The 24,204-nt window shown below is 40.8% G+C and carries 22 protein-coding genes and 1 riboswitch; of the genes, 2 read left to right on the forward strand and 20 right to left on the reverse strand.

From position 1 onward, the window contains the following. Positions 1-11: 11 nt before the first annotated feature. On the reverse strand, positions 12-1,808 hold the full coding sequence (pepF, locus tag BLR54_RS12120) for an oligoendopeptidase F (RefSeq protein ID WP_090421457.1): 1,797 nt from the start codon (positions 1,806-1,808) through the stop codon (positions 12-14). A gap of 145 nt (positions 1,809-1,953) precedes the next feature. Between pepF and BLR54_RS12125 the strand changes: the two genes are divergently transcribed. Beyond that, complete coding sequence (locus tag BLR54_RS12125) at positions 1,954-2,316, forward strand: hypothetical protein (RefSeq protein ID WP_090421459.1); 363 nt, start codon at positions 1,954-1,956, stop codon at positions 2,314-2,316. A 196-nt stretch (positions 2,317-2,512) separates the two neighbouring features. On the opposite strand, the gene BLR54_RS12130 is transcribed toward BLR54_RS12125, so the two are convergent. The 18 genes from BLR54_RS12130 to BLR54_RS12210 form a co-directional block, all read right to left on the reverse strand. Beyond that, positions 2,513-3,532 carry an SPFH domain-containing protein gene (locus tag BLR54_RS12130; RefSeq protein ID WP_090421461.1) on the reverse strand — a complete coding sequence of 340 codons (1,020 nt, stop codon included), beginning with the start codon at positions 3,530-3,532 and terminating at the stop codon, positions 2,513-2,515. A 111-nt stretch (positions 3,533-3,643) separates the two neighbouring features. Next, positions 3,644-4,957 (reverse strand): DUF3298 and DUF4163 domain-containing protein, encoded by a 1,314-nt coding sequence (locus BLR54_RS12135; protein WP_090421463.1) that lies wholly within the window; start codon positions 4,955-4,957, stop codon positions 3,644-3,646. A gap of 109 nt (positions 4,958-5,066) precedes the next feature. Continuing rightward, on the reverse strand, positions 5,067-5,219 hold the full coding sequence (locus tag BLR54_RS15010) for a hypothetical protein (protein WP_176761943.1): 153 nt from the start codon (positions 5,217-5,219) through the stop codon (positions 5,067-5,069). A 131-nt stretch (positions 5,220-5,350) separates the two neighbouring features. Continuing rightward, on the reverse strand, positions 5,351-5,995 hold the full coding sequence (locus BLR54_RS12140) for an ECF transporter S component (RefSeq protein ID WP_242871248.1): 645 nt from the start codon (positions 5,993-5,995) through the stop codon (positions 5,351-5,353). Between the two features lie 154 nt (positions 5,996-6,149). Beyond that, positions 6,150-6,285, reverse strand: a riboswitch (FMN riboswitch). A gap of 61 nt (positions 6,286-6,346) precedes the next feature. Beyond that, the gene (locus tag BLR54_RS12145) at positions 6,347-7,885 is read right to left on the reverse strand and encodes a DHH family phosphoesterase (protein ID WP_090421465.1); all 1,539 of its coding nucleotides are present in this window, start codon (positions 7,883-7,885) and stop codon (positions 6,347-6,349) included. 139 nt (positions 7,886-8,024) lie between these two features. Next, positions 8,025-8,483 (reverse strand): MarR family transcriptional regulator, encoded by a 459-nt coding sequence (locus BLR54_RS12150; RefSeq protein WP_090421494.1) that lies wholly within the window; start codon positions 8,481-8,483, stop codon positions 8,025-8,027. A gap of 73 nt (positions 8,484-8,556) precedes the next feature. Next, positions 8,557-8,985, reverse strand: a complete 429-nt coding sequence (fabZ, locus tag BLR54_RS12155; protein ID WP_090421467.1) for a 3-hydroxyacyl-ACP dehydratase FabZ — start codon at positions 8,983-8,985, stop codon at positions 8,557-8,559. 177 nt (positions 8,986-9,162) lie between these two features. Next, positions 9,163-10,398, reverse strand: coding sequence for a beta-ketoacyl-ACP synthase II (gene fabF, locus BLR54_RS12160; protein WP_090421469.1), 1,236 nt, complete (start codon positions 10,396-10,398; stop codon positions 9,163-9,165). After that, the gene (gene fabG, locus BLR54_RS12165) at positions 10,398-11,123 is read right to left on the reverse strand and encodes a 3-oxoacyl-[acyl-carrier-protein] reductase (RefSeq protein ID WP_090421471.1); all 726 of its coding nucleotides are present in this window, start codon (positions 11,121-11,123) and stop codon (positions 10,398-10,400) included. Before fabG ends, fabF begins: the two co-directional genes overlap by 1 nt. After that, positions 11,120-12,070 carry an ACP S-malonyltransferase gene (gene fabD, locus BLR54_RS12170; protein ID WP_090421473.1) on the reverse strand — a complete coding sequence of 317 codons (951 nt, stop codon included), beginning with the start codon at positions 12,068-12,070 and terminating at the stop codon, positions 11,120-11,122. The genes fabG and fabD overlap by 4 nt, the downstream gene beginning before the upstream one ends. A 24-nt stretch (positions 12,071-12,094) precedes the next feature. Next, positions 12,095-13,030, reverse strand: a complete 936-nt coding sequence (locus BLR54_RS12175; protein WP_090421475.1) for a nitronate monooxygenase — start codon at positions 13,028-13,030, stop codon at positions 12,095-12,097. A gap of 191 nt (positions 13,031-13,221) precedes the next feature. Then, positions 13,222-14,151, reverse strand: coding sequence for a beta-ketoacyl-ACP synthase III (locus BLR54_RS12180; protein WP_090421477.1), 930 nt, complete (start codon positions 14,149-14,151; stop codon positions 13,222-13,224). Further along, positions 14,152-15,003, reverse strand: coding sequence for an acetyl-CoA carboxylase carboxyl transferase subunit alpha (gene accA, locus BLR54_RS12185; RefSeq protein ID WP_090421479.1), 852 nt, complete (start codon positions 15,001-15,003; stop codon positions 14,152-14,154). A gap of 21 nt (positions 15,004-15,024) precedes the next feature. Beyond that, positions 15,025-15,801, reverse strand: a complete 777-nt coding sequence (locus BLR54_RS12190) for an acetyl-CoA carboxylase carboxyltransferase subunit beta (protein WP_090421481.1) — start codon at positions 15,799-15,801, stop codon at positions 15,025-15,027. Then, positions 15,802-17,184 (reverse strand): acetyl-CoA carboxylase biotin carboxylase subunit, encoded by a 1,383-nt coding sequence (gene accC / locus BLR54_RS12195; protein WP_090421483.1) that lies wholly within the window; start codon positions 17,182-17,184, stop codon positions 15,802-15,804. 71 nt (positions 17,185-17,255) lie between these two features. Next, complete coding sequence (gene accB / locus BLR54_RS12200) at positions 17,256-17,735, reverse strand: acetyl-CoA carboxylase biotin carboxyl carrier protein (protein WP_090421485.1); 480 nt, start codon at positions 17,733-17,735, stop codon at positions 17,256-17,258. A gap of 2 nt (positions 17,736-17,737) precedes the next feature. Next, a complete protein-coding gene (gene acpP / locus BLR54_RS12205; protein WP_090421486.1) occupies positions 17,738-17,962 on the reverse strand; it encodes an acyl carrier protein in 225 nt (74 codons plus the stop codon). A gap of 230 nt (positions 17,963-18,192) precedes the next feature. After that, entirely contained in the window at positions 18,193-22,899 is a 4,707-nt protein-coding gene (locus BLR54_RS12210; protein WP_090421487.1) for a YDG domain-containing protein, read from the reverse strand. Between the two features lie 328 nt (positions 22,900-23,227). Here BLR54_RS12210 and BLR54_RS12215 point away from each other — a divergent pair, with 328 nt between their 5' ends. Beyond that, positions 23,228-23,620, forward strand: coding sequence for a pyridoxamine 5'-phosphate oxidase family protein (locus tag BLR54_RS12215; RefSeq protein ID WP_090421488.1), 393 nt, complete (start codon positions 23,228-23,230; stop codon positions 23,618-23,620). A gap of 326 nt (positions 23,621-23,946) precedes the next feature. On the opposite strand, the gene BLR54_RS12220 is transcribed toward BLR54_RS12215, so the two are convergent. Continuing rightward, positions 23,947-24,204: integrase core domain-containing protein (locus BLR54_RS12220; RefSeq protein WP_143008443.1), on the reverse strand; the 258-nt coding region annotated here is incomplete at its 5' end.

Consider the following 24,204-nt stretch of genomic DNA (forward strand, 5'->3'; position numbering starts at 1 on the left):
CCAAAAAACTTCTATACCAAGCTTTCAAGCTCCTTTACTATCTCCCCCATCTTTGCAAGAGCTGCTTCAATAGGCGCAGGTGTTGTAAGGTCCACTCCCGCTATTTTAAGAAGCTCTACAGGTGCATCCGTGCAACCTGATGAAAGGAACTTTTTGTACCGAGCCACAGCAGGCTCTCCTTCCTTTAAAATCATATCTGCTATGGCAACTGCAGCACAGAAGCTGGTAGCATACTGATATACATAGAAGTTGTAATAGAAATGAGGAATACGTGCCCACTCGTATGCGATTTCCTCATCAGAAATCATATCTGTACCATAATATCTCTCGTTGATTTCCTTATACAAATTACAAAGATTTTCAGAGTTCAGATTCTCACCCGACTCTACCATTTCATTTGTAATCTTTTCGAACTCTGCAAACTGAGTCTGACGGAAAACAGTCCCCTTGAAGCTATCTAAGTAATGGTTAAGAAGATATGCCTTCTCTTTCTTATCTGTGCAATTCTTAAGTAAATATTCTAATAGAAGAATCTCGTTACAGGTAGACGCTACCTCCGCAACAAAAATCTTGTAATTGCTATAAATATATGGCTGTGTCTTGTTGCTGTAATAGCTGTGCATTGAATGGCCCATTTCATGAGCTGTTGTGAACATATCATCAAAGGTATCGTTGTAATTGAGAAGCATATATGGATGTACACCGTAGGCTGTAGCAGAATATGCTCCGCCCCGTTTACCCTTGTTCTCATATACATCTATCCAACGGTTTGCAAAACCTTCTTTAAGAAGCTCTACGTAGTCCTCTCCAAGGACTGCCAATGCCTCACAGATAGTCTTCTGAGCCTCCTCATACTTGATAGGCTTGGCCACATCTGCAATCATAGGTGTGTAGATATCGTACATGTGAAGCTCGTCCACCCCAAGACACTTCTTGCGGAGAGATACATAGGCATGAAGCTTATCCAAATTCGCATTTACGGTATTAACAAGATTCTCATATACCTGAGGACTTACATTATTTTCATCTACAGCAGCCTTGAGATTTGATTCGTATTTACGAATTTTAGAATAGAAAATATGCTGCTTTACTTCACCGTTATATATTGCAGCCATTGTGTTTAAGAACTGCTTGTAAACTCCATAATACTCTCTGAAGGCATCCTGTCGAACGCGTCTGTCTGCAGACATGAGAAGTGGAACAAAACGGCCGTCTGTAATTACAACATCCTCTCCATTTTCATCCTTTATAGATGGAAAGGTCATATCCACATTTTTGAAGGCACTATAAACTTCGGTAGGAGTGTTGCCCATTTCCTGAGTCATAGCCACCACCTTTTCCATTTCTGAAGAAAGGGTGTGCTCCTTCAAACGCTGAATTTCTTTTATTTGAATTCTATATAGTTCAAGCTCTGGCTTTTCAACAAAATACTTTTCGATTTTATCCACTGGGCAAGCTAATATTTCAGGAGAAATGAAGGCTGTGGCAGCGCTAAACTGTGCATACATACCAAACATTCTCTGAGACATTGCCTGATGCTCAGTGTTTCCCTGATCCTGATCAAAAAGTCTTTCTGCGTAGTTAAAGGCAAGTTCAAACTTCTCGGAAGCTGCTGCGCTTATATCCAATACCATAAGAAGGTTTTCAGCACTTTCACAAACTTTTCCTTCAAACTTTTCAAGCTCTACCATCTGCTGCTGGATATACTTTAAGTCATCCTCCCAGGCAGCTACATTTACATACATATCCTTTAAATTCCAGGTATCCTCTTCACGAACCTGATCTCTAGTAATCAACTCTTTTGCCATTTTTTGTCTCCAATCGTAAATTACCCTTTGTATTTTAACCTCTGTTTATGATTTTATCATAATTCATTTTTTCTACACAGAATATTCAAAAATAAATTGTATCCTATGATTACACTACTAAATGCGGTTTGAAAAGGAGAAATATATGGCAGACCTTAGAGCTGATTTAATTAAGGGATTAAGCGATGCAATGAACAACAACAAAGAGGATGAGCTTGGTCGTACCTATCACGCCGACACAAACACCCTTACAACTGGCGCTGCATCAAACGTTGAAGTTAGTGTGCTTGTTTCTAAACAGCAATTTGCCGACATCGCTGGTAGCGTAGTAAGATATTACGTTACTGACCGCAGGGGAATTGAAGCTGGAAACGATATTATTTTTAATGAGGTTGAATCAGATGGAATCACACAGACTGGACACCGACTAACCAAGAAGGTTTTGAATGTGAAGTCTTATCTTCAGGTTCCTGGATTAAAGGATGGATACTCAGTAGTATCAATTTAAGAGATTGTAAACTGCGCACCTTGTGCGCTGATATAATAAAAGCCCCTGGACCACCCAGTTTAGATGGAACCCAGGGGCTATTTCTATAGCCAATGGCTCGCCTGTTACACTCTCAAGCCTAATATATCTCCGCTCATCTAACACGATGAGCTTGAGACATATTATAGCTTGATAGCTACAGGCTATCTTTAGTTTTCTAATTAGCCCCTTCAAAAGCTACGTGGTCTTCTACGAAGTGACGAGTTGTGGCGCCTTTGTCGGCGTCGCTGCAGCAAGGATCATCCTTCTTAGGAGCGGCAGCCTTTGGAGCTGTTTTGTCGATTGGAGTGCTCTCTCCAAAGCCAAGCATTTCTGTCTTGAAGGTAAGGTCAGCAGCTGCTGATGCCAAATCTGTAGGAACTACAATCTTTGTAGCTCTGCCATCACCCATCTTCTCTAAAGCTTCGAGCTTCTTGATAAGAAGAACACGCTCATCCATGTTTGCTTCCTTAAGCATTTCAATACCGCGAGCCTCTGCCTCGTATACAAGACGAATTGACTCAGCCTGACCTGTTGCTCTAGCAATAGCTGCATCTCTTTCAGCTTCAGCCTTAAGAACGAGAGCCTGCTTATCACCTTCTGCTCTTGTGATTGAAGCCTGCTTGTGACCTTCTGCCTCAAGAAGAGTCTCACGACGATCACGCTCTGCCTTCATCTGCTTTTCCATTGAACGCTGAATCTCTTCAGGTGGAATGATGTTCTTAAGCTCTACACGGCCTACCTTGATACCCCAAGGATCAGTAGCCTCATCAAGAATAACTCTCATTCGGTCATTGATAGAATCACGAGATGTAAGTGTCTGGTCTAACTCAAGCTCACCAACAAGGTTACGAAGTGTTGTTGCTGTAAGGTTTTCAAGAGCGAGGATTGGACGCTCAGCACCGTAAGCGTAAAGCTTAGGATCTGCAACCTTAAAGTAAACAACAGTATCAATCTTCATGATAACGTTATCCTTTGTGATAACATCCTGTGGTGGAAAATCTGCCACCTGTTCCTTCAATGAAACGCGCTTTGACACTCTCTGAAGGAAAGGAATCATCACATGGAAACCTGCCTGCCATGTTGCATGATACTTACCAAGGAATTCGATAACAAATACATATCCCTGTGGGACGATTCGAATTCCAAAGGCAATCAATACTACTAGAAGAACTAGTAAAACAATTATAAATTCCATATCATTACCTCCTGTTTTTTAGGTGATTAAACCTAACTAATTACCTTTTATTATAATCATTAAAGGAGCAAGTTTCTATACGAAAATTGCTCCTTTATGTATTATCTATTATTACTCTTTCTCAGTAAATCCTGTGTTGTCGTAGCTGTATTTTATTACCTTTCCAGCAGTAGACTCTTCCCCCTCTTCTGGGATTGCAGTTGAAACATACATTTCAACATAATCCTCGTAAACGGCCTTTAAACTTTTGTCTACAGAACCTACCTCTCGAAGAGTATCATTGTCATACTTGAAAAGCTTTGTAAGATAAATATCTGAATCACCACTCATTGCAACCAGCACGTAGTTTCCATCTTTTCTATGGATAAAATAACCTTCGGCATAGGTATAGCCATTAGCATCATGACCATCGATTATCACTACGTTTGTATCCTTTACATTCAAGGTGTAGGTATTGAATCCATAATTATTCTCTTCAACGGTAGTTGTGATTGAGATATTATCTAGCTGTCCATCTCCATCTAAATCAACCTTATCTATAAAGCCTAAATATGATAATTCAAAGGCATAGAAGCCATCCTCAGGAATATAATCGGTTTTGAAGCCTGTCAGCTGGCTATAAGGCACGGTGAAAGATGCAAGGCCTGCTGCATAAGGCAAAATGTCATATTCTTGGAAACCAACCACAAGACCTCTGTTATCAAGCCATAAACCAAGTGTATCTTCTGGTTTCTCAAAATCCTTTTGAATAGTATCCTTATATTCCTCAAAAAGATTTTCCTTGGCATACTCATCACTCTCATTGATTACATTTAAAATATAATCTTTGGCAATATCTGAATCTACCCCAAGGTCTTCAAGAGAAAGTAAGTCTCCAGTTTTAGAATCGAAAACTAAGCCCTCTACAGCGTGACTAGGATGTGCACCGCCCGTATAGATTTCGCTAATAAGCTTAATGCTGAAAATCTGGCTATCTGCTCTTGTTACCTCAGCTGTAACATAATAGCTGTAGTTGAAAACCATATTCTCAGCTGTATCTTCATCTGAGCTTTTATCCTCGTTGTAATCCTTGTTTGTTTCGTTAGCTTCCTTTACTAATCCGTCAGCGGTTTTATTGAAGCTCTTTACAATCTCAGAAAACTTATCATCCACTGCCTTTGTTAAGGCTGTATGTTCAGCATCTGTAATCTGAATACACTGAACGCTACCAGTGAAGTATTCACTTCCCTCTTCATAACTAACAGAAGTTGTGGCGTAGGTAGGAGCTGTCTGTGGCAAGCTTTCAGCTGGCTGCTCATCATTTATTGTGGTATTGTCTGCTCCAGTGCTTTGAGGCTCCTGTTTTTCTTCTCTTGTATTATTACTGCAGGCAACTAACGATGCAGTCAAAGTCAATGCAATCAATAAGGCTATTGGTCTCTTCATATCTAACCTCCATTTTTCTCATAATCCGATTTAAGGTTAGTATACCTGAGTGAGAATTCAATTCAACAGAATCAAGAGATATTTAAGAAATCTTTATGAATTGTGAAGATTAGTGTTCAATACCTATCTTTTCTAGATACTCTGTGTATGCATTACCTTCAGATCTGTCGTAGGTATACCTTGTACTGAAGGGTTTGATCCAAATCAATATGAAAGTGATTAATAGCATCACGATTATTTCAATAAGTGTTTTCTTATCCATATGTAAACTCTCCTAATATTTTTAAACCTAATTTCCCACTTTATTAATTAGACAATCTACACACAAAAAAAGGACAGGTCAACTGAAAACCTGTCCTTTGGCAAATACTGCTTTATTTTGGCAAAAATTCTTTAGTTGTTTCCCTTGAGAAGTGGTCTAAGTGGCTGGTAGATAAAAATTGTAATTACAGCTGAAAGCATACCTTTAACAAATGTAAAAGGAACATTGAAATATAAAATGCACTTAGCCATAGAGTCCAAATTCATGAATGGGAATACCTTATCTGCGATTTCCTGATACATTCCCATTAAAGCTTCCTTTGCAAATCCAATCTTATAATATAAAGGATAAATTAAGAATAAATTTGAAGGTAATGCCATAGCAGACATTACTACTAATCCAACAAAAGCTCCTAAAATTGCATTCTTCTTAGTTTTCTTATGATGATAAATAAGTCCTGCTGGCAAAACAAATGAAGAACATAAAATAAAATTGGATAACTCACCAATACAAGATGAACTAGATACTGGTAAATGTAATACATTCTTAATTAAACTAACTGCCACTCCCCATACTGGTCCTAATGCAAATGAAGCAATTAATGCTGGTAAATCAGATATATCCATTTTTAAAAATGATGGTGCAAATGGTGTTGCTGTATCAAGATACATTAGAATAAAACCTATTGCTGACAACATAGCTGTTACAGTCATGTTGCGCACGTTTACCTTCTTCATAGTTTTTGTCTCCATTTTTGAATTGAATGCTGAATCCATTTTGAATCCTCCCTGAGATTAATATTTTTGCTAGGAAGTCTTCTTTTACACCTCATCAGTCACCTTCGGTGACAGCTTCCCCTCAAGGGGAAGCCTTTGAATAAAGAAAAAGCCCTGAGATATACTCAGGGCGTAACGTACAATAATAGAATCTGCACATCTTCTTCCATCCAGACTATACTGTCGGTACTGGAATCACACCAGTTCAGTCCCAAAGGACTCGCGGACTATACCGCCGGTCAGGAATTGAAAACAAATAAGTGTTTTCGCACCTTGCCCTGAAGATTTCCTATTTGAATAAATCATACTATATTGTTTGGTTTTAAGCAATAAAATTTCTGAAAAGATTGACTATTCCACCGATTCGTAGGTTTTCATAAATACATCTCTATCAATGATAGCGATTTTAGATAAGTCTGTGCCTGTGACAACGATGAAATCACCTGGACGTCCAAGTGAATAATCATCTGGATGACACTGTGTGAACAGCTTCGTACGGCGCTGTAGCTCCTTGGCATAGATATTTCCATTTCCTACAAAAACGCAACTCTTTATGTATGGTAAGAGGCTGGTGCTGTTTCCATCCTTAAGATTACGGATGGTTGGTTCGTACTCACCTGGATAGGTGTATGCACAATCGCAAGCCTTGTAATAGTCATTGAAAGCTGACTCCATGCTAATGAAGATTTCACCCTTTACACCAACAAGAATCATTGTATCTTCGGAAACGTTAATTTCTGTATCACCCTCTAAAGCTCGGATGGTGAAGTGAGAGCCTACAGGCATAATATCTGAGGCCTTAACATAACCGATATTAATCTGTCTACTTTTGTAAACAGCCATCTCTGAAATATCTGGTGTATAGTCAGCAGCTTCGATGATTTCGTTATCAAGGAAGTATTCCTTCATACGCTCTCTGAAGAACTGCTGGATAGATGATGGGTTGTATTCAAGCTCCTGCTTTTCAAGAAGGGAGCGGATAATTGAACCACCGGCCTTTACAGTGTGACCGCCGCCGTTTCCAACGCCCTGACAGATGAACTTGGCAAGCTCGTCTGCCTTAACTTCCTTTACGCAGCTTCGAACTGAAAGCTTAACTCCGCCCTCGTGAATGGTGAAGGCTAGACAGCAATCTACATCCTCAACCTCTAAAAGCATGTCTGAAATTATACCAAGGATGTTTGGGTCGCAAGGATCTGTCTTGACGATGGAATAATGATTATCTTGATAGTATTCTGAGCCAAGAAGCGCAATTCCGGCTATGCGGAGCTCTTCCTGGGAGATGTTTGAGTTCTTGAATTTTGTGATGATAGAAGAACTGTATTTAAGCTCGTCTCGCATATCCATGTCCATAGGATGATGGATTTCTGAGAAGTTGTTGCTGTCTGTTAAAAGACCATAATAAAGGGCTGTTGAAAGCTTTAAATCGTCGGCCACTGAGAAGCCCTCTTCCTTAAGCATTTCCCACACAAGAGTGGAACAGCTGGCAAGATATGAACGAACCTCTGAAAGCTCTGGTAATGGATTTGAAACCTGATGATGATCGATGACGGCGATTTCCTTTGCCTTGAACTTGCGGATGTTTCCCTCGCCATACTGGCTGTCGATGGTGATAAGTAGCTCAGGGATTTCCTGCTCTCTAAGACCTAAAAGCTGAGCAAGCTGAACCTGATGACCAACATAATGAACATCTATCTGTAAATCGGAGATCATGAGCTTAAGGTTGCTCTTTGTGATTTCGAAGTTGCCCCCGTATACAAAGCAGACATTTTTACCCTTTTCTTTAAGATATTTTGTAAGAGCCATACCTGAAGCCAATGCATCTGCATCTGGTGTGTTATGGCACTGCACAATTATATTATCGAATTTTAATAGCTGTGATAATTTCATTGGATTATAATTCCTTCCCTCGAAATCATTATACAAAATAACTTTCAGAAAAAGTTAACAAAAAAAGGTTCGAAACTGTAAAAGTCTCAAACCTTGTGTTCAACAAATCCTATTGAAAAATTAAATCCACCACAAATTTTTAGGGTTGAACCTCTACTGGAGGAATAACTACCTCAGTCATAAGTTCATTAGACATATCCTTTAAAATATTATCAAGAATCTCAACCTGCTCAGCAGAAAAATAATCCTGAGCTCTCTCAACAACCTTGTTAACATACTTTTGAGAAAGATTGAAATAGTTGTAGTATTTGTCTGTAACATGAATATGATATTCACGACGGTCAACAGTAGACTGCACCTTTTCGATATAGCCCTTTTGGATAAGGCTGTTTACCTTGTAAGCTGCATTTGGCGATGACACGTTGATAAAGTTTGCAAACTCAGCGATGGTAGGATTCTTAAGAGCGTGAATAATCTCCACACAAAAGAGCTCTACAGTTGTAAGAGATGTCTCGCGTGAGTTGAGCTGCTTAAACATCTCCTGATAGAAGTGTATCTTAAACTTGGTATACACCTCTGAAAGTGTTTGTTCTAACATTTCTAGTACCTGTTCCTTTTTTAATATATTACTCCCGTTGGAATATTTATTTCCTAGAAATATCATAACTAAATTATTCTCCTATGGCAAAGGAAATTTCTGCCTTTGCAGCAACTTGACCATCCACATAAGCCACAGCCTCTCCAAAACCTACTGGTCCCTTTCGGCTTGTAAGCTTACATTCAAGTTCTAAAACATCCCCTGGCTCAACCTGCTTTTTGAAGCGGGCATTCTTGATTCCGCCAAAGAAAGCAAGCTTTCCTTTATTCTCTTCCTCTGTGAGAAGTGCCACTGCACCCACCTGAGCCAAAGCTTCTATAATAAGGACACCTGGCATAACAGGGTGACCTGGGAAGTGGCCAAGGAAGTGCATTTCATTTGCGGATACACACTTGATACCTTTGGCGTATTGGCCTGGTTCACAATCTACGATTTTGTCTACCAAAAGAAATGGGTAGCGGTGTGGCAAAATCTCTTGAATTTCTCTATTACTTAACTGCATATAAACTCCTATAATCCGCTAATCCACAGAATATAAAGTATTATCATTCACCACGCTTTCGCTCTTATTCGCTCATTGCCCTACATAAGATGCTGCTATCGCACCATCTAAGTAGAGATGGCTCATCAAGGGTTCATTGATAACACTTTATATTCTATTTCTCAGCTCACTTAACTTTTAACCCATATACTTCTTAAATACCAGTGATGCGTTATGTCCTCCAAATCCTAATGCATTGGAGAGGGCTACGTTGATATCTGCCTTACGGCCGATGTTTGGTACGATGTCAAGGTCGCAGGCTTCATCCTTTTCTCGGTAGTTGATGGTGGCTGGTACGAAGCCATCCTTTAAAGCCATAGATGTGATGATAGCCTCGATGGCGCCGGCTGCACCAAGCAAGTGTCCTGTCATAGACTTTGTTGAGCTAACCATAAGCTTGTAGGCATGGTCGCCAAAAGCCTTTTTAATTGCAAGTGTCTCGCCAGCATCATTTAAGCTTGTGCTGGTTCCGTGGGCATTGATATAATCCACGTCTGTCATTTCAAGACCTGCATCCTTCACAGCAAGTGTCATACACTTTGCTCCACCTTCTCCCTCTGGATTAGGTGCTGTAATATGATAAGCATCGCAATTTGAACCGTAACCTACAATTTCTGCATAAATCTTTGCGCCACGAGCCTTTGCATGCTCAAGCTCTTCAATAACAAGCACGCCTGCTCCTTCACCAAGAACGAAGCCATGACGTTCCTTATCAAAAGGAATAGAAGCACGATTAGGATCTTCACTGGTGCAAAGAGCCTTCATTGACTGGAAGCCGCCGATTGCAAGTGGAATAACTGTTCCTTCAGCACCACCACATACCATAACATCCTCATAGCCATCACGAATTCTATGGAAGGAATCACCAATGGCGTTGTTTGAGCTGGCACATGCAGTTACAACAGATGTACAAATACCCTTCAAGCCATACATAATAGCGATTTGACCTGCTGCCATATTTGTGATTGCCATAGGGATAAAGTATGGCGAAATCTTGCCATAACCCTTTGTTTCACCCTTTGAATGCTCCTCTGCAATAGTAGAAAGACCACCGATACCAGAAGAAACGATACATCCTATTCTGTCTGCATCTTCCTTTTCCATATCAAGGGCTGCATCCTCCATAGCTTCCTTTGCTGCAGCACATGCATACTGACAATAAACGTCCATTCTTCTTGCTTCCTTTGGTCCAAGAACTTCGGCTGCATCAAAGTTTTTAACCTCGCCAGCAAGCTTAACCTTCAAATCCGAAGGATCAAAATGTGTAATAGGACCGATTCCGCATTTTCCCTGCTTTACAGCCTCCCATGTGGCCTCAAGGCTATTTGCAAGAGGGTTAACGGTTCCCATTCCAGTGATTACAACTCTTCTCATTACATACCTCCAGTGACTTCGATTACCTGTCCTGTGATGTAGGACGCTTTATCTGATGCCAAGAATTCAACAACGTTTGCAATGTCCTCTGGTGTTCCAAAACGACCGAGGGCAATCTGCTTTAAATATGCTTCCTTCACATTATCAGGAAGCTGATCTGTCATGGCTGTCTGGATGAAGCCAGGCGCAACTGCATTTGCAGTGATTCCTTTTCCACCGTATTCCTTAGCCACTGATTTTGTGAATCCAATGATTCCTGCCTTACTTGCACAATAGTTAGCCTGTCCAGGATTTCCTACCACGCCAACAATTGATGTGATATTGATAATTCTTCCTGTGCGAGCCTTCATCATGTCCTTAATGGCAGCCTTTGTGCAAAGGAAGGTTCCCTTAAGATTAATATCTACAACTGCTTCAAAATCCGCTTCGCTCATACGAAGAAGAAGACCATCCTTTGTGATTCCTGCATTATTTACAAGCACTTCAATTGGTCCCATAAGAGATTTAATCTCTTCATACATATTTGCAACATCATCAGCGTTGCTTACATCCGCCTTGATGTACATAGCCTGTACACCGTATTTCTTACACTCAGCAATTGTTTCCTGTGCTGCCGATTCATTTCCCGAATAACAAATAGCAATATCATATCCTGCGTGTGCAAGCTTCTCTGCTATTACACGACCAATTCCGCGGCTACCACCTGTAACTAAGGCTACACTCATGCTAACTCCTCCAATGTGTTTTCAAAATCCTCAACTGAATCAATTGAGTAAACCTTTACATTATCAACTGTCTTACTAATAAACTTGCTAATGGCCTTTCCTGGTCCTATCTCGATGATTGTATCTACACCAGCATCTGCCATGTATTTGATGGAATCTTCAAGATAAACTGAAGACTGAACCTGCTTCTCCAAAAGCTTTGCAACAGAATCCTCATCCTTCTTTTCCTTACCTAAGCAGTTGAACACCACCTTAGACTTTGGCTGCTTGAAATCTACCTTTTCAAACTCCTCTGCAAGCTTATCTCCAGCTGGCTTCATAAGCTTTGTATGGAAAGGACCGCTCACCTTAAGTGGAAGGATTCGCTTTGCTCCGGCTTCCTTTAAATATGCGCTTGCTTTATCTACTGCAACAGCATCACCAGAAATAACAATCTGACCTGGGCAATTATAGTTTGCAGGCTGAACGATTTTTTCTCCAGCAAGCTCACTGTTTGCTTTGTCACAACACTCAAGGACAGTTTCTCTATCCATTCCAAGCACAGCTGCCATCTTTACGTGTAAGCCCTCTGCAGCCTCTGCCATGTACTTTCCTCTTTTTGCAATAAGCTGAAGGATTGTATCCTCCTCCAACACGCCTGCCTCGTAAAGAGCTGAATACTCACCAAGGCTTAAACCGCAAGTATAATCAGCCTTGATTCCCTTCTTGTGAAGAAGCTTTGTAACACCGATTGCAAAGGCAACCATTGCTGGCTGAGTATACTTTGTATCTGAAAGCTGCTCCATTGGGCCGTTAAAGCTTAAGTCCGCCACATCCATGTCAGTCACAGACTTTACTGCGTCGGTGGCGTTATCTATAGTCTCCTTGAATTCATCATATTTCTCATAAAAGTCCAAGCCCATGCCCACACGCTGTGAACCCTGGCCTGCATACACAATTCCTAACATTACTCGTTCTCCTAGTCTTAGTTACTATATTGCGATAGTTGACGCATTCGATAACGTATGCTTCGCATTTACGTAGAGGTCGTCAAGGATGTCGGCTACGGGACGGATGGCTGAAAGTTGTCCGCATACTTGACCAGCCATTACTGAGCCTCGAATGATATCCCCATCCACAACGGCTCTTCGAAGTCCGCCTAGTGTGATTCGCTCTAGTTCCTCGCGTCCTGCGCCCTCAGCCTCAAGCTTTAAATACTCTCGGGCCATTTCGTTTTTGATAATACGAACAGGAGCACCCTGGCTTCTTCCTGTAACAGTTGTTGCATTATCCTTTGCCTTGATTAAAGCCTCCTTATAGTTGTCATGGATTGGACATTCCTCTGAAACCAAAAGACAAGTTCCAATCTGAACACCACAAGCTCCAAGAAGCATTACTGCTGCCATCTGCTCACCACTGGCAATTCCTCCAGCTGCGATAATAGGCACATCTACTGCTGCAGCCACCTGAGGAAGAAGAGTCATTGTTGTCATGTCTCCCACATGTCCACCTGATTCTCCACCTTCAACGATTACAGCGTCGGCTCCTGATCTAACCATAACTTTTGCAAGAGCAACAGAAGCTACAACAGGGAAAACCTTTGCTCCCATTGCCTTCCAGCCAGCCATATACTTTCCTGGATTACCTGCACCAGTTGTAATGAACTGCACCTTTTCTTCAATAAGCATCTGTGCAATGTTTTCTACATCTGGATTCATCAACATTAAATTCACACCAAAAGGCTTATCTGTTTTGCTTTTGCAAATTTTAATCTGCTCACGCAAAGCCTCAGCATCCATACCTCCGCTTGCCACAAGACCTAAGCCTCCTGCGTTAGAAACAGCTGCTGCGAATTCGCCTGTGGCGATGTTGGCCATGCCACCTTGAATTATTGGATATTTAGTTCCTGTTAAATCTGTTAAATTCATCAAGTACCTCTATTCCGCTAGTAACCTCACATAATACAAGTATTATCATTCACCACGCTTTCGCTCTTATTCGCTCATTACCCTACATAAGATGCTACCTTTGGTACCATCTAAGTAGGGATGGCTCAACAAGGGTTCATTGATAACACTTGTATTTTGTTCCGTTACAGCTCACTTAATTATTTAATATTTTACATCTCTAATACGACGGCGCCCCAGGTGCGGCCTGCTCCGAAGGCGCAAAGTAAAACTTTTTCGCCTGGGCGGATGCGTCCGTCTTCCAACGCTTCATCTAGTGCTAAGCCCACACTGGCAGCTGAGGTGTTGCCGTATTTATCAATATTTACAACGAATTTATCCATAGGCTGCTTCACCTTTTTGGCAATGGATTCGATGATGCGAAGATTTGCCTGATGAAGTACATAGTGGTCAATTTCATCGTAGGTGAGCCCTGCCTTATTAACCACTTCCTCAATAACCTTTGGTACTGTTGCTACTGCAAATTTGTAGGTACCCTGGCCATCCATATGGATGAATCCATCTGGTGACTTGATGTTAATCATTTCTTCATCACCGTCCACACCGATTACCGAAGTATAGTTGGTATCTGAAAGACTTACAACTGCTGCAGCAGCTCCGTCACCAAACAATACACATGTTCCACGGTCTGTCATATCCATTTTCTTGGATAAAACCTCTGCTCCAACCACCAAGCCATACTGTATGTTTCGAGCAATCATTAACGCTCTAATTGTTTCCAGTCCAAACACAAAGCCTGAACAGCCTGCACTTAAATCAAAGGCGATTATATCCTTGGAAAGACCAAGTCTGCCTTGAATCAAGCATGCACATGAAGGAGAAAAATAATCTGCTGATACAGTGCAAACAATCACAGCACCAATTTCTGACTTATCAATACCAGCCTTTTCAATTGCCTGCATTGCCGCATTCTCAGCTAACTTAGTGTGATTTTCCCCATCAGCAACGTAATGACGTTCCTTCATTCCTGTGCGCTGGCTAATCCATTCATCACTAGTTTCTACTATTTTTGCCAAGTCATCATTTGTGACAACCTTCTTAGGAGCACTAGCTCCAGTGGCTATTATTTTTATTCCTGTCATTTATATATTTTCCATTCTAGCTGATTCGTCTGCCTTCAAGAAAGCACTGTCAAAGCTTCTAAACTTTTCAAATCTTTCCTCAGCCAACTGATCACCTGATTTACCTTCCAATTCCTTTAGTGCCTTTGAAATCTGCTTATCAATTCTATCGTATAAACGAATTATCGTATTTGCGTTTTCATCCTCCGAAACAACCTTAAGACTGCTACCTCTTTCGGAGATAATTCCATCGATAACTCCAAAATCCAGCAAATCCTTTGCTGTCAGTTTCATAGCCTCAGCTGCTTCATCTCTTCTTGCACTGTCATGCCAAAGAATGGATGCAAAGCCTTCTGGAGAAAGCACGGAATACACTGCGTTTTCCAGCATATAGACTCTGTTTGCCACTGCGATTCCAAGTGCACCACCACTACTTCCTTCGCCGGTAACAATAGAAATCACTGGTACCTTTAGGGAACTCATGGCTGCAAGATTTCCTGAGATTGCTTGGGAAATCCCGTACATCTCTGCTTCAAGACCAGGATAAGCACCTGGAGTATCCACAAAAGTAATAATAGGTCTACCAAATTTTTCTGCCTGCTTCATAATTCGAAGGGCCTTTCGGTATCCTTCAGGACCAGGCATACCAAAATTGCAGGTTACATTTTCGTTAACATCATTTCCCTTACGATGACCAAGCACTGTAACAGGCTTACCATGAAACAGGGCAATACCACCATAAATACTGGCATCTTCCTTTCCAAGCAAATCTCCCTTTTGCTCGAAAAAATCCGTAAATACGTTATCAATATAATCTGTAATCTTTGGTCTGTCCTTATCTCTAGCTGCTAATACTCTATCGATTGCTTTCATCTCATTTCCTCCATAAAGACATTAACATGCTCTAGGATGTAGCCTTAGGATTCTTCCTAAGGTCTCCCTCATATTCTCACGTTCAACCACTGCATCAACAAAGCCATGTTCCTGTAAAAACTCAGCTCTTTGAAAGCCTTCAGGAAGCTTTTCTCCAATGGTTTGTTCAATAACTCTTGGACCAGCGAAACCAACTAAAGCTCCTGTTTCTGCCAAGGTAATATCCCCAAGAGTAGCAAAGCTGGCACTTACTCCTCCTGTGGTAGGATGTGTCAATACTGCTATGTATAAGCCACCAGCATTTTTTAACTTTTCTATTACTGCACTGGTTTTTGCCATCTGCATCAGGCTAAGAATCCCCTCCTGCATTCTGGCACCACCGCTGGCTGTAAAGATTATAAGAGGAAGCTTGTTTTCCATTGCGTGCTCTGCGCTTTGACAAACCACCTCACCAAGCTCCATTCCCATGGAAGCCATCATGAAGTGCTTATCCATTACTACAAGAACAGCCTTTTTATCATCAATGGTACACTCACCTGCTATGATTGCATCATGAATGTTTAATTCTTCTCTAAGCTCTTCTTTTTTCTCTACATAGCCTTCGAACTCCAAGGGATTAGTCTCTGGAAATTCAAACTGAAATTCCTCAAAACTTCCCTGGTCTACTATATCCTCAATCCTGTCTCTAGCACTATATTCCTTCGCAGGCTTTATTAAAGGCTCAAGTAGTTCCTCGGGATTTTCCCTTAGATTCTTATATCTTGCAAATTTATTCTTTCTTTGATCTACTATGTTCATTTATAAGTCCTCATCACAGGCAGCTTTATCCCAGGACAAAATTTCCTCTGAGTGATTCTCTATAAAGCTAACATTATAATTTCCTTTAACAAAATCTGGATGATGAAGTAAAAGATAATCGAAATCTCCATTCGTGGTGATTCCATCTGTTACTAGCTCAAGCAATGCCCTTCTCATTCTTCTAATAGCTTCAAGTCTTGTCTCTGCATGGACAATGATTTTTGCCATCATGGAATCATAAAAAGGACTAGTTTCATAACCGTTGTAAAGCAATGTATCCACTCTCACACCAGGACCACCGGGTACGTTCAAGAAGCTAATTTTTCCTGTGTTTGCCATAAAGCCCTTTGATGGATCTTCCGCATTAATTCGACACTCAATAGCATGTCCCTTAAGATTCACATCCTTCTGCTTAAGCTTTAATGGCTCATGAAAAGCAATACGTATCTGCTGTTTAATCAAATCAATTCCCGTAACAGCTTCAGTGACACCATGTTCTACCTGAATACGGGTATTCATTTCAATAAAATAATAGTGATTCTTTTCATCCAATACGAACTCTACCGTTCCAGCATTGGTATAATTGGCTGCCTTTGCTGCCAAAACCGCTGCCTTTCCCATGGATTTTCTAAGATCATCCTTTATAAACATACATGGACTTTCTTCTATCAGCTTCTGGTTCTTTCGCTGAATAGAACAGTCGCGCTCCCCGAGATGAATGACATTTCCATGCTCATCTGCCAAAATCTGAAACTCAATGTGTCTTGGATTCAAAATGAGCTTTTCAATGTACATTTCATCATCATTAAAACAAGCTCTAGTCTCGGCCTTAGCCTCCTCATAAAGCTTTTTCAAATCCTCTGGCTGATACACTCGACGCATTCCACGTCCACCGCCACCTGCACTGGCTTTGATAAGCACCGGATATCCGATTTTCTTGGCTATTTTTTCAAGCTTATGAAAATCCTCTACAGGTCCATCTGAACCTGGCACTACAGGAACTCCGGCTTTCATCATCATATGTCTGGCGCTGGCCTTGTTTCCAAGGGCATCCATTGCATCAGCTGTTGGTCCAATAAAAGTAATTCCTGCTGCTTCGCATTTACGAACAAACTCTGAGTTTTCAGAAAGGAATCCAAAACCTGGATGAAGAGCATCACAGCCTGTAACCTGAGCGGCAGTGATGATGGCATCCATGTTCAAATAGCTATCCTGAGCTCGAGCAGGTCCAATACAAATGCTTTTTGTAGCAAGCTTTACATGAAGAGATTCCTTGTCAGCTGTGGAATAGACTGCCACGGATTCAATATTCATCTCCATGCAAGCTCGAATTATTCGAACAGCAATCTCTCCTCTATTAGCAATCAGTATTCTCTTAAACATAACTACTCTCCTATGAAAATGATGATTCCAGACTGGCAGCTATTAAATGGCCAGCTGAAATCTATGAATTCTTATTCAGCAATAAGAAACAATGGTTCTTCGAAACCAACCACATCCTGGTTCTTTGCAAAGATATCCTTTACAATTCCGTCCTTTGGTGCGGTGATTTCGCTCATCATCTTCATAGCTTCAATAAGACAGAGGACCTGACCTTCCTGAACCTTATCTCCCACCTGAACATAAGGTTTTTCCTCAGGAGATGGTGCAGAATAAAATACTCCAACTAAAGGAGCTTTTACTACCTCACCATCCTCAGGTGAAATTGCAGCTTTATCAGATGCTGCTGATGCAGCTACAGACTCTGTTATTTCAGTTACAGGAGCTACGGCAACCTGCTGTGGTGCCGTCTGAACTGGTGCAGCAACAACCACCTGCTGATTAGCCTCTGGCTTCTTGAACTGTATTTCAAAACCATCTTCTTTGATTTTAAGGTATGAGCTGCCGCTCTCATCAAAAGCCTTAAGCAGCTCCTTGATTTCTTTTGTATCCATGATTATTTATGTGCCTCAAGATAATTAACGATATCTGCTACTGTCTTAATTTCAGCCATTGCATCCTCATCAATTGTGATGCCTGTCTTTTCCTCAACTGCAAGTGAAAGCTCTACAGCATCAAGAGAATCTGCGCCAAGATCTTCAAAAAGATTTGCCTCCATTGTTACCTTCTCTGCTGCACAGCTAAGTGTGTCGATGATTACTTCCTTTACTACCTCAAACATAGTCTTTCTCCTTTTCAATGAAAATTTAATAAATTACATGTTGTTTAAATTATTTTAGTTAAAAAATTTTAATCAACTACCCATATAATACTCGACTTTCATAACTTGTCAAGGTACTAGTTAAAAAATTTTAAATATTCCTCGTGTGTTGATTAAGCAATGAGCGTAAAAAAAGACCTTGCAAGCTATGAATTTGTCATAACCTGCAAGGTCTCTATTTCGTATATACGTTATTTATGTTCAGCCATTTTTCTGCTTCTTAGTAGGATAAACGAAACTGCTAGTATTAGGATTCCAACAAGAAGAGCGAAATTTCTCTTTACCGTTGGTGATAGGGCACTGGCTCCTGTTACAAACTTCATTAATCCTGTCTTTTTTGTTTGGTCATACATCAAAGCATACGTAGAAAAATGACTGGTAGATATAGTGATAGTATCCTTGTCATTGTCCTGATCTGGAAGAAGTGTTAACTCTCCATCATGCAACCTTAGAATGTAATAATCATCCGATAATCCTTTGTATGTATCAGGAATTTTAATGACTATGCTAATAGGCTCTACTGTTTCGGAGACTATGTTCCAGCTCTCATTACCCATCTTCAGGTACATACTGATGTCCATATAATCTGCCATCTGAATATTAGGTACCTCTTTCTTAAGGTACTCCATACCTATTTCAATTGAAGCTCTTTCAGCTGGAGGAATTTCAGACTCATTTATAGGGGTCATTTCAATTTTAATTTCCACTATACTACCAGCTTCAACCTTGGAGTATTGCTCCTCAGTGAGGATGGATTTTGCTGCTGCCTTTGCGTCTGGCAAATAGGCTGAAAGAAGCTCCTTATCGCTATTTTCAAGCTGCATTACAATTGCACCCTCGCCCACTTCAAAGCTGACTGGAACATCCTTTAGGGCAAGTTCTGAGTCTGTTTGGTCTTGCTGATTTTCAGTGTCTTCAGTTTCAGCTTGATTCTCAAGATTCTGCTGGTCCTCTTCATCTATTTTAGCCGCTTCAGCCTCTTCCCTCTCTTGTGTTTTCTTAGCTGATACTTTTTTCTTCAGTCTATCGATGATTGTACCAGGCTCCTGCTGGGTTGTGGCTGGTGTGGTTCCTGTTGTGGCAGATGGCTGCGGTGAAGCAGTTGATTTTCCTGTTGCACCAGCGCTCGCACTTCCTGAAGATGTGCCACTTGCGGATGAACTACCTGAACCTCCTGTTGCTCCTCCTGAAGATGAGCTGCTTGAGCCTCCTGATGAGCCTCCTGATGATGAGCTGCTTGAGCCTCCTGATGATGAACCACCTGAACCTCCAGATGAGCTGGAGCTTCCACCTCCTCCAGCAGGTGTTGTCGTAGCTTTTATGGTTCCAGTTATTTCAAGGACATCTGTTCCAAGGGCATAGTTATCTTTATCACCTCCGCCCAAGGTCAAACTAGTTATATTTATTACTTTATTTTCTCCTACTTCTGCATCCTCAAAAGCAGCTTGACCACTTATGACAAACACCTCGTCATCAGTTACAATTCCGGCTAGTTCTACATCGTTCCAATCTATGGATACGTCAGTTGTTCCATCATAGGTCTTCTCTGGGGTCGAGTTTATCGACGGTGTAAGCGTCTTCTTTGCCATTGTCACATCTATAGACGCTTTAGCAGAATTCTCATGTAGTCTGTCACCTTCTATCATCCACCAAACCTTGTAGTTGCCTGGCAGATTTCCTGTTGGTATTGTGGTGGTGTACTCACCATTCTCTGCAGTTGAATACTTCACCGTGCCTGTGATTGAAGTGCCTGCTGTGATAAGAGCCTGTGTTTCACCACTGTATATGAGATTTGCCTTTGCTTCAGGTGGTGTTGCAGCACTTGCAATTTCCTTGTCACTGACCTGGACATTCACATTCTGCTCAGCGGTCTTGTAATTGTCTGTATCATTTGGTGTGAAAACCACCGGATAACTTTGCTGGCCAGATTCTGTCATCTCTGTGCCTGAACTCTTCCATGCAAAGCTACCAGTAGGTGTTCCGCTTCCGCCAGACAGAGTACTTTCGTTAAGGCTCTGTCCCACAGTAAGCATTGTAGCTGTAGGCCAGGTGATTACTGGAGTTGCCTTTGTGATTGTGACACTGACAATGCCAGTGACTTCATTGTATTCCTCTGTATTCTCCGGAGTGAATTTTACAGTAATTTCATATGGTTCTGTTTTGACTGACAACGGATTTGAAACCGATCCAACTATTGCAAATGTGCCTGCTACATCTGTTGATTCAACCTTTGCCTGGCACCGGTTGTTCATTACTAAATCAGAAACCTCACTGCCATAGGTCAGAACAATATCTGTAGTTGTGCTGATTTCAGGAGTGGCTTTTGTTCCAATTGTCACAGTTGCAGGCTTACTTGCAAAGGCCGATACTGTTGCCGCTACTCTTACAAGATATTCTCCTGCAGTAAGCTTTGTTGTTGCCGCAAGTTTTGAATATGAAGTTGCTCCAGTTGCTTTGTATTCAAGTCCCTCCACTGAGCTTGTAATATAGCCATCCTCTGCAGAAGAAGTACTAGCTTTATGTCCTGTGACCGATGGTGCTGATGGTCTTCCAACTATGGTCACTTCAACCCAATCGCCTGCTGCAACATAGCCATCTTCAGAGGCTTTCTTTCTTACTTTAACAATAAAACTATTATCTTCTAGCAAATCAGGAAGCTGACCTGACAGCTGAAGCTCATATACATCATCGTTAACTGTTATAGTTTCATTTGCATAATCTATATCTAATAAACCTCTTGCATGTTCTGAGGTAATGGCCGCCCCAGACTTTTGGGTTACTGCTGCTGTTAAAGCATACTTTGTTATAGGAGTTCCATTTGTCTGCTGTAATGGAAGCCATGTTTCTTGAGTTGCTACAACAACAAGGGATTTTCCTATATCCGTTCCAGCCACCTGGTAGGTTGTCCCTGTTCCAAGAACCTGGGCGTTATCCACAGGTGTGCCTGCTTCTATATCATCATGGTGGTACCATTTATAAGTAACATCAGTGGCAGCTACAGATAGACTGGTTGTCAAAGTGTCCCCATATCTTGGTGAACCTGTCACTGCGACTTCATCTCTCGTAATTGAAATTGTTACTGCTGCATCCTCCAGCGAAACATATTGATAGAAGGTAGCTGATACATTCACATCTTCCTCTGGCATTATGAACTTGTAGTTATCTCCATCCTTGGTAATGGCTACTGCCTGGCTAGAGGCTGTTTCTGCAGTAAGAGTTCTAAGGGCATAGCCTTGGTTTGGAGTAATCTCAATAGTTACCTCATCACGAGCCTTGGCTGTAGAGGCACAGGAAATAGTTCCATTTCCGTCTGTTGTGGTAGTGATAGCATGGTTCTGTGGAATTATGTTAAAGTTCTTAGTTGCTGTGCCAGAATAGTTTCCTTTAAAGGTTATATCTACAGTGTAGCTTCCAACTTCAATCGGAGTTTTGCTTTCTGTCTCCACAATGTCATAGTCCACATCTTTTTCTAATGTGGTAGTGCCATACATAACATCTGGCCACTGTTCTATGCCGTTGTAGGTTAAACTAGTTGATGATAGATTGATATCACTATCTGTTAATTCTTTTGCTAATATATTGAAATCTTTATAAATGCTTAATGAAACATCCTGGTACCTAACATAGGCTCTATACTTACCATACTCAGTTGGTGGTACTGTTGTCTGCGGATAATTGATAATATTCGTATCTATGCTTTTAAAACGAATAGAGTCAGAGAACGCTTCCGTAGGGAACTCACCAGTTTTAACAACACTAGCTACAACCGTTTCTTCTCCATAAATAATGTCATTTACAGTAATAGTTGCTGTCTGGGCTCCTATAGTACAACCTTCAACATCACATATTGCAGTTGCTGTTGCTCCATCTACAGTGTAGTTCCAATTATGTTCATGGTCCGATGCTGTTGCACCAAGCATCATCATTCTCATCTGTGGAGCTGCCTGCATCTCAGGTATCACCTGCACCACTATAGTTGGCAGTTCACAAGCTACCTCATATAGCCAAGAAATCTCCGGCACAATGATATAGGTAGATTCCTGGGAGAAATCAAAATTCCCAAAGGTGCTTCTATCAGCATCTATTTTCCATTTTAGATCATCAAAGGTTACTGCTTCTGTTGTAGTGATAGTCTGTGTAACTATCTCATATTCATCAGGTTTTATAGCTTCCCCTTGTTGTTCCATCTGCTCTGGTTCTTCTTGAGGTTCTTCTTGAGGTTCTTCTTCATCTAATTCTTCAGCCTTAGCAACAATACTTGGGAAAAGCTTATCCATAATCCCAGTTAGTATTGGTTCTTCTGGCTCAGCTGTTTCTGAAGAATTTCCAGCATCTCCAGATTCTCCACTTCCTGATTCTACCTCTGAGTTCCCCCCATTAGTTATTGTTTCCGACTGAGGTACACTTTCATTTGTGGACTCACTTTCTTCATCTGTCTGATCTGCATTCTCTGTATTTCCAAGGCCGTCTGTCTCATCTGAATTTACTGTATTTTCAGAGTCCTCTGCTCCTTCAGAATTGCCTACAATCACCTCTTCATTTTGAGTTACCGATTCTTCTGGAGATTCATCTGAATCCTCACTCACTTCATCTTCCTCTGGGGCAATTGTTTCCTGTGGCACAACATTTTCAGGAGTTGTTTCTTTCAATTGCCTGGTTTCAATTTGCTCATCTTTTTCAACAATTGCAGTCAAAGTTGCAGGAAAAATAATGTCATTTATGCTAGCTCCAACTGTAAGCTCTTGATATTGCACGTTTTCTGGAATTGCTTCAAAAGACACAATTCTTCCAGACGACCCTCTCAGCTCGTCTGCTATAGCATTTATATTTAAGCCAGTCACAATGAGTAACAGCGACATAACAAGTGCTGACAGCTGTCTCAATCTGATTCCTTTCATTTTTGTGACCCTCCATACTTCAAAAACTCCATAGAGTTACCCATTTCTAAGATTATATCGGCTAGTTAATTCTTGATTTAAATATCGTTCACAAAATTTTCGAATTTGACTGACTTTTTTGATAATAATACGCAAAATATTGTATACATACTTTTTCTTCCCACAAATACTAGATTATTATTGTCAGATATATTACTATAGAAAACAGAAATAAAGTTGATTGCTACTGACAAATTCATGATTTGTCTGCAGTAATCTATAGGTTCTTGTTTTTCTGATGAAAATCAAGAACCTATTCTTAAAATATCAATAATATAGGAGGATTATTATGCAAGAGGTTTATGAGTTTCTTAAGAAATGCGGTACATATTATTTAGCAACAGTTGACGGTGATCAGCCAAGAGTTCGTCCTTTCGGTACAATCAATATCTTTGAGGATAAGCTTTATATCCAAACTGGTAAGGTTAAGGATGTATCAAAGCAGATTCAGAAGAATCCTAAGGTAGAGATTTGTGGCTTTGCTGATGGAAAATGGGTTCGTGTTGCTGGCGAACTTGTACGTGACGACAGAATCGAAGCAAAAAAGAGCATGCTTGACGCATACCCTTCTCTTCAAAATATGTATTCTGCTGAGGATGACAACACAGAGGTGCTTTACTTCAAGAATGCAACAGCAACCTTCTCATCCTTTACAGAAGCTCCACGCAGTGTAACATTTTAATTAATTGACATTATCATATATAGTTCCAACACTGTGCTTGAGTTCCAACATTGTGTTTGGATTTTTGCAATATGTTTAATCCTCTAGTCATATTATTTGAGGTTTAATCGCATGCGCAGGAAAGGTTAAAAATAGTAAAATGAAGCTGGTTACGGAACACGATAGGTTTTCTATCATTTCTTCCGTAACCATTTTTATTAAATTGAAATCATTTACGGTAAACACATTCAATATACTACCATTTTCCGTAAATACCATCTCAAATTCATATGAAGTGCACTAGTCAACTAAAAGTAGACACGATTTCTAATTTTTCGTCATTCATTTTAGGCATAGTACTCCCGGTATTGTTTTGGAGTCAGGTAGTTTAAAGAGTAAGCAGGGCGTTCCTCATTGAAGAACACGATATAATTAGCTATTTCTTCAGCTATATTTTCTGTGCTTGTAAGATGTAGATCCATGAACATTTCTGCTTTCATCCATCCATTTATTGCCTCCATCGCTGCATTATCTGTAGGTGTTCCAGCACGGGACATTGAATGAACGATGTTGTACAAAGGTAAAAGTTCATTAAAACTTTTAGA

This window comes from Pseudobutyrivibrio sp. YE44, assembly GCF_900104335.1.
Taxonomy (GTDB): domain Bacteria; phylum Bacillota; class Clostridia; order Lachnospirales; family Lachnospiraceae; genus Pseudobutyrivibrio.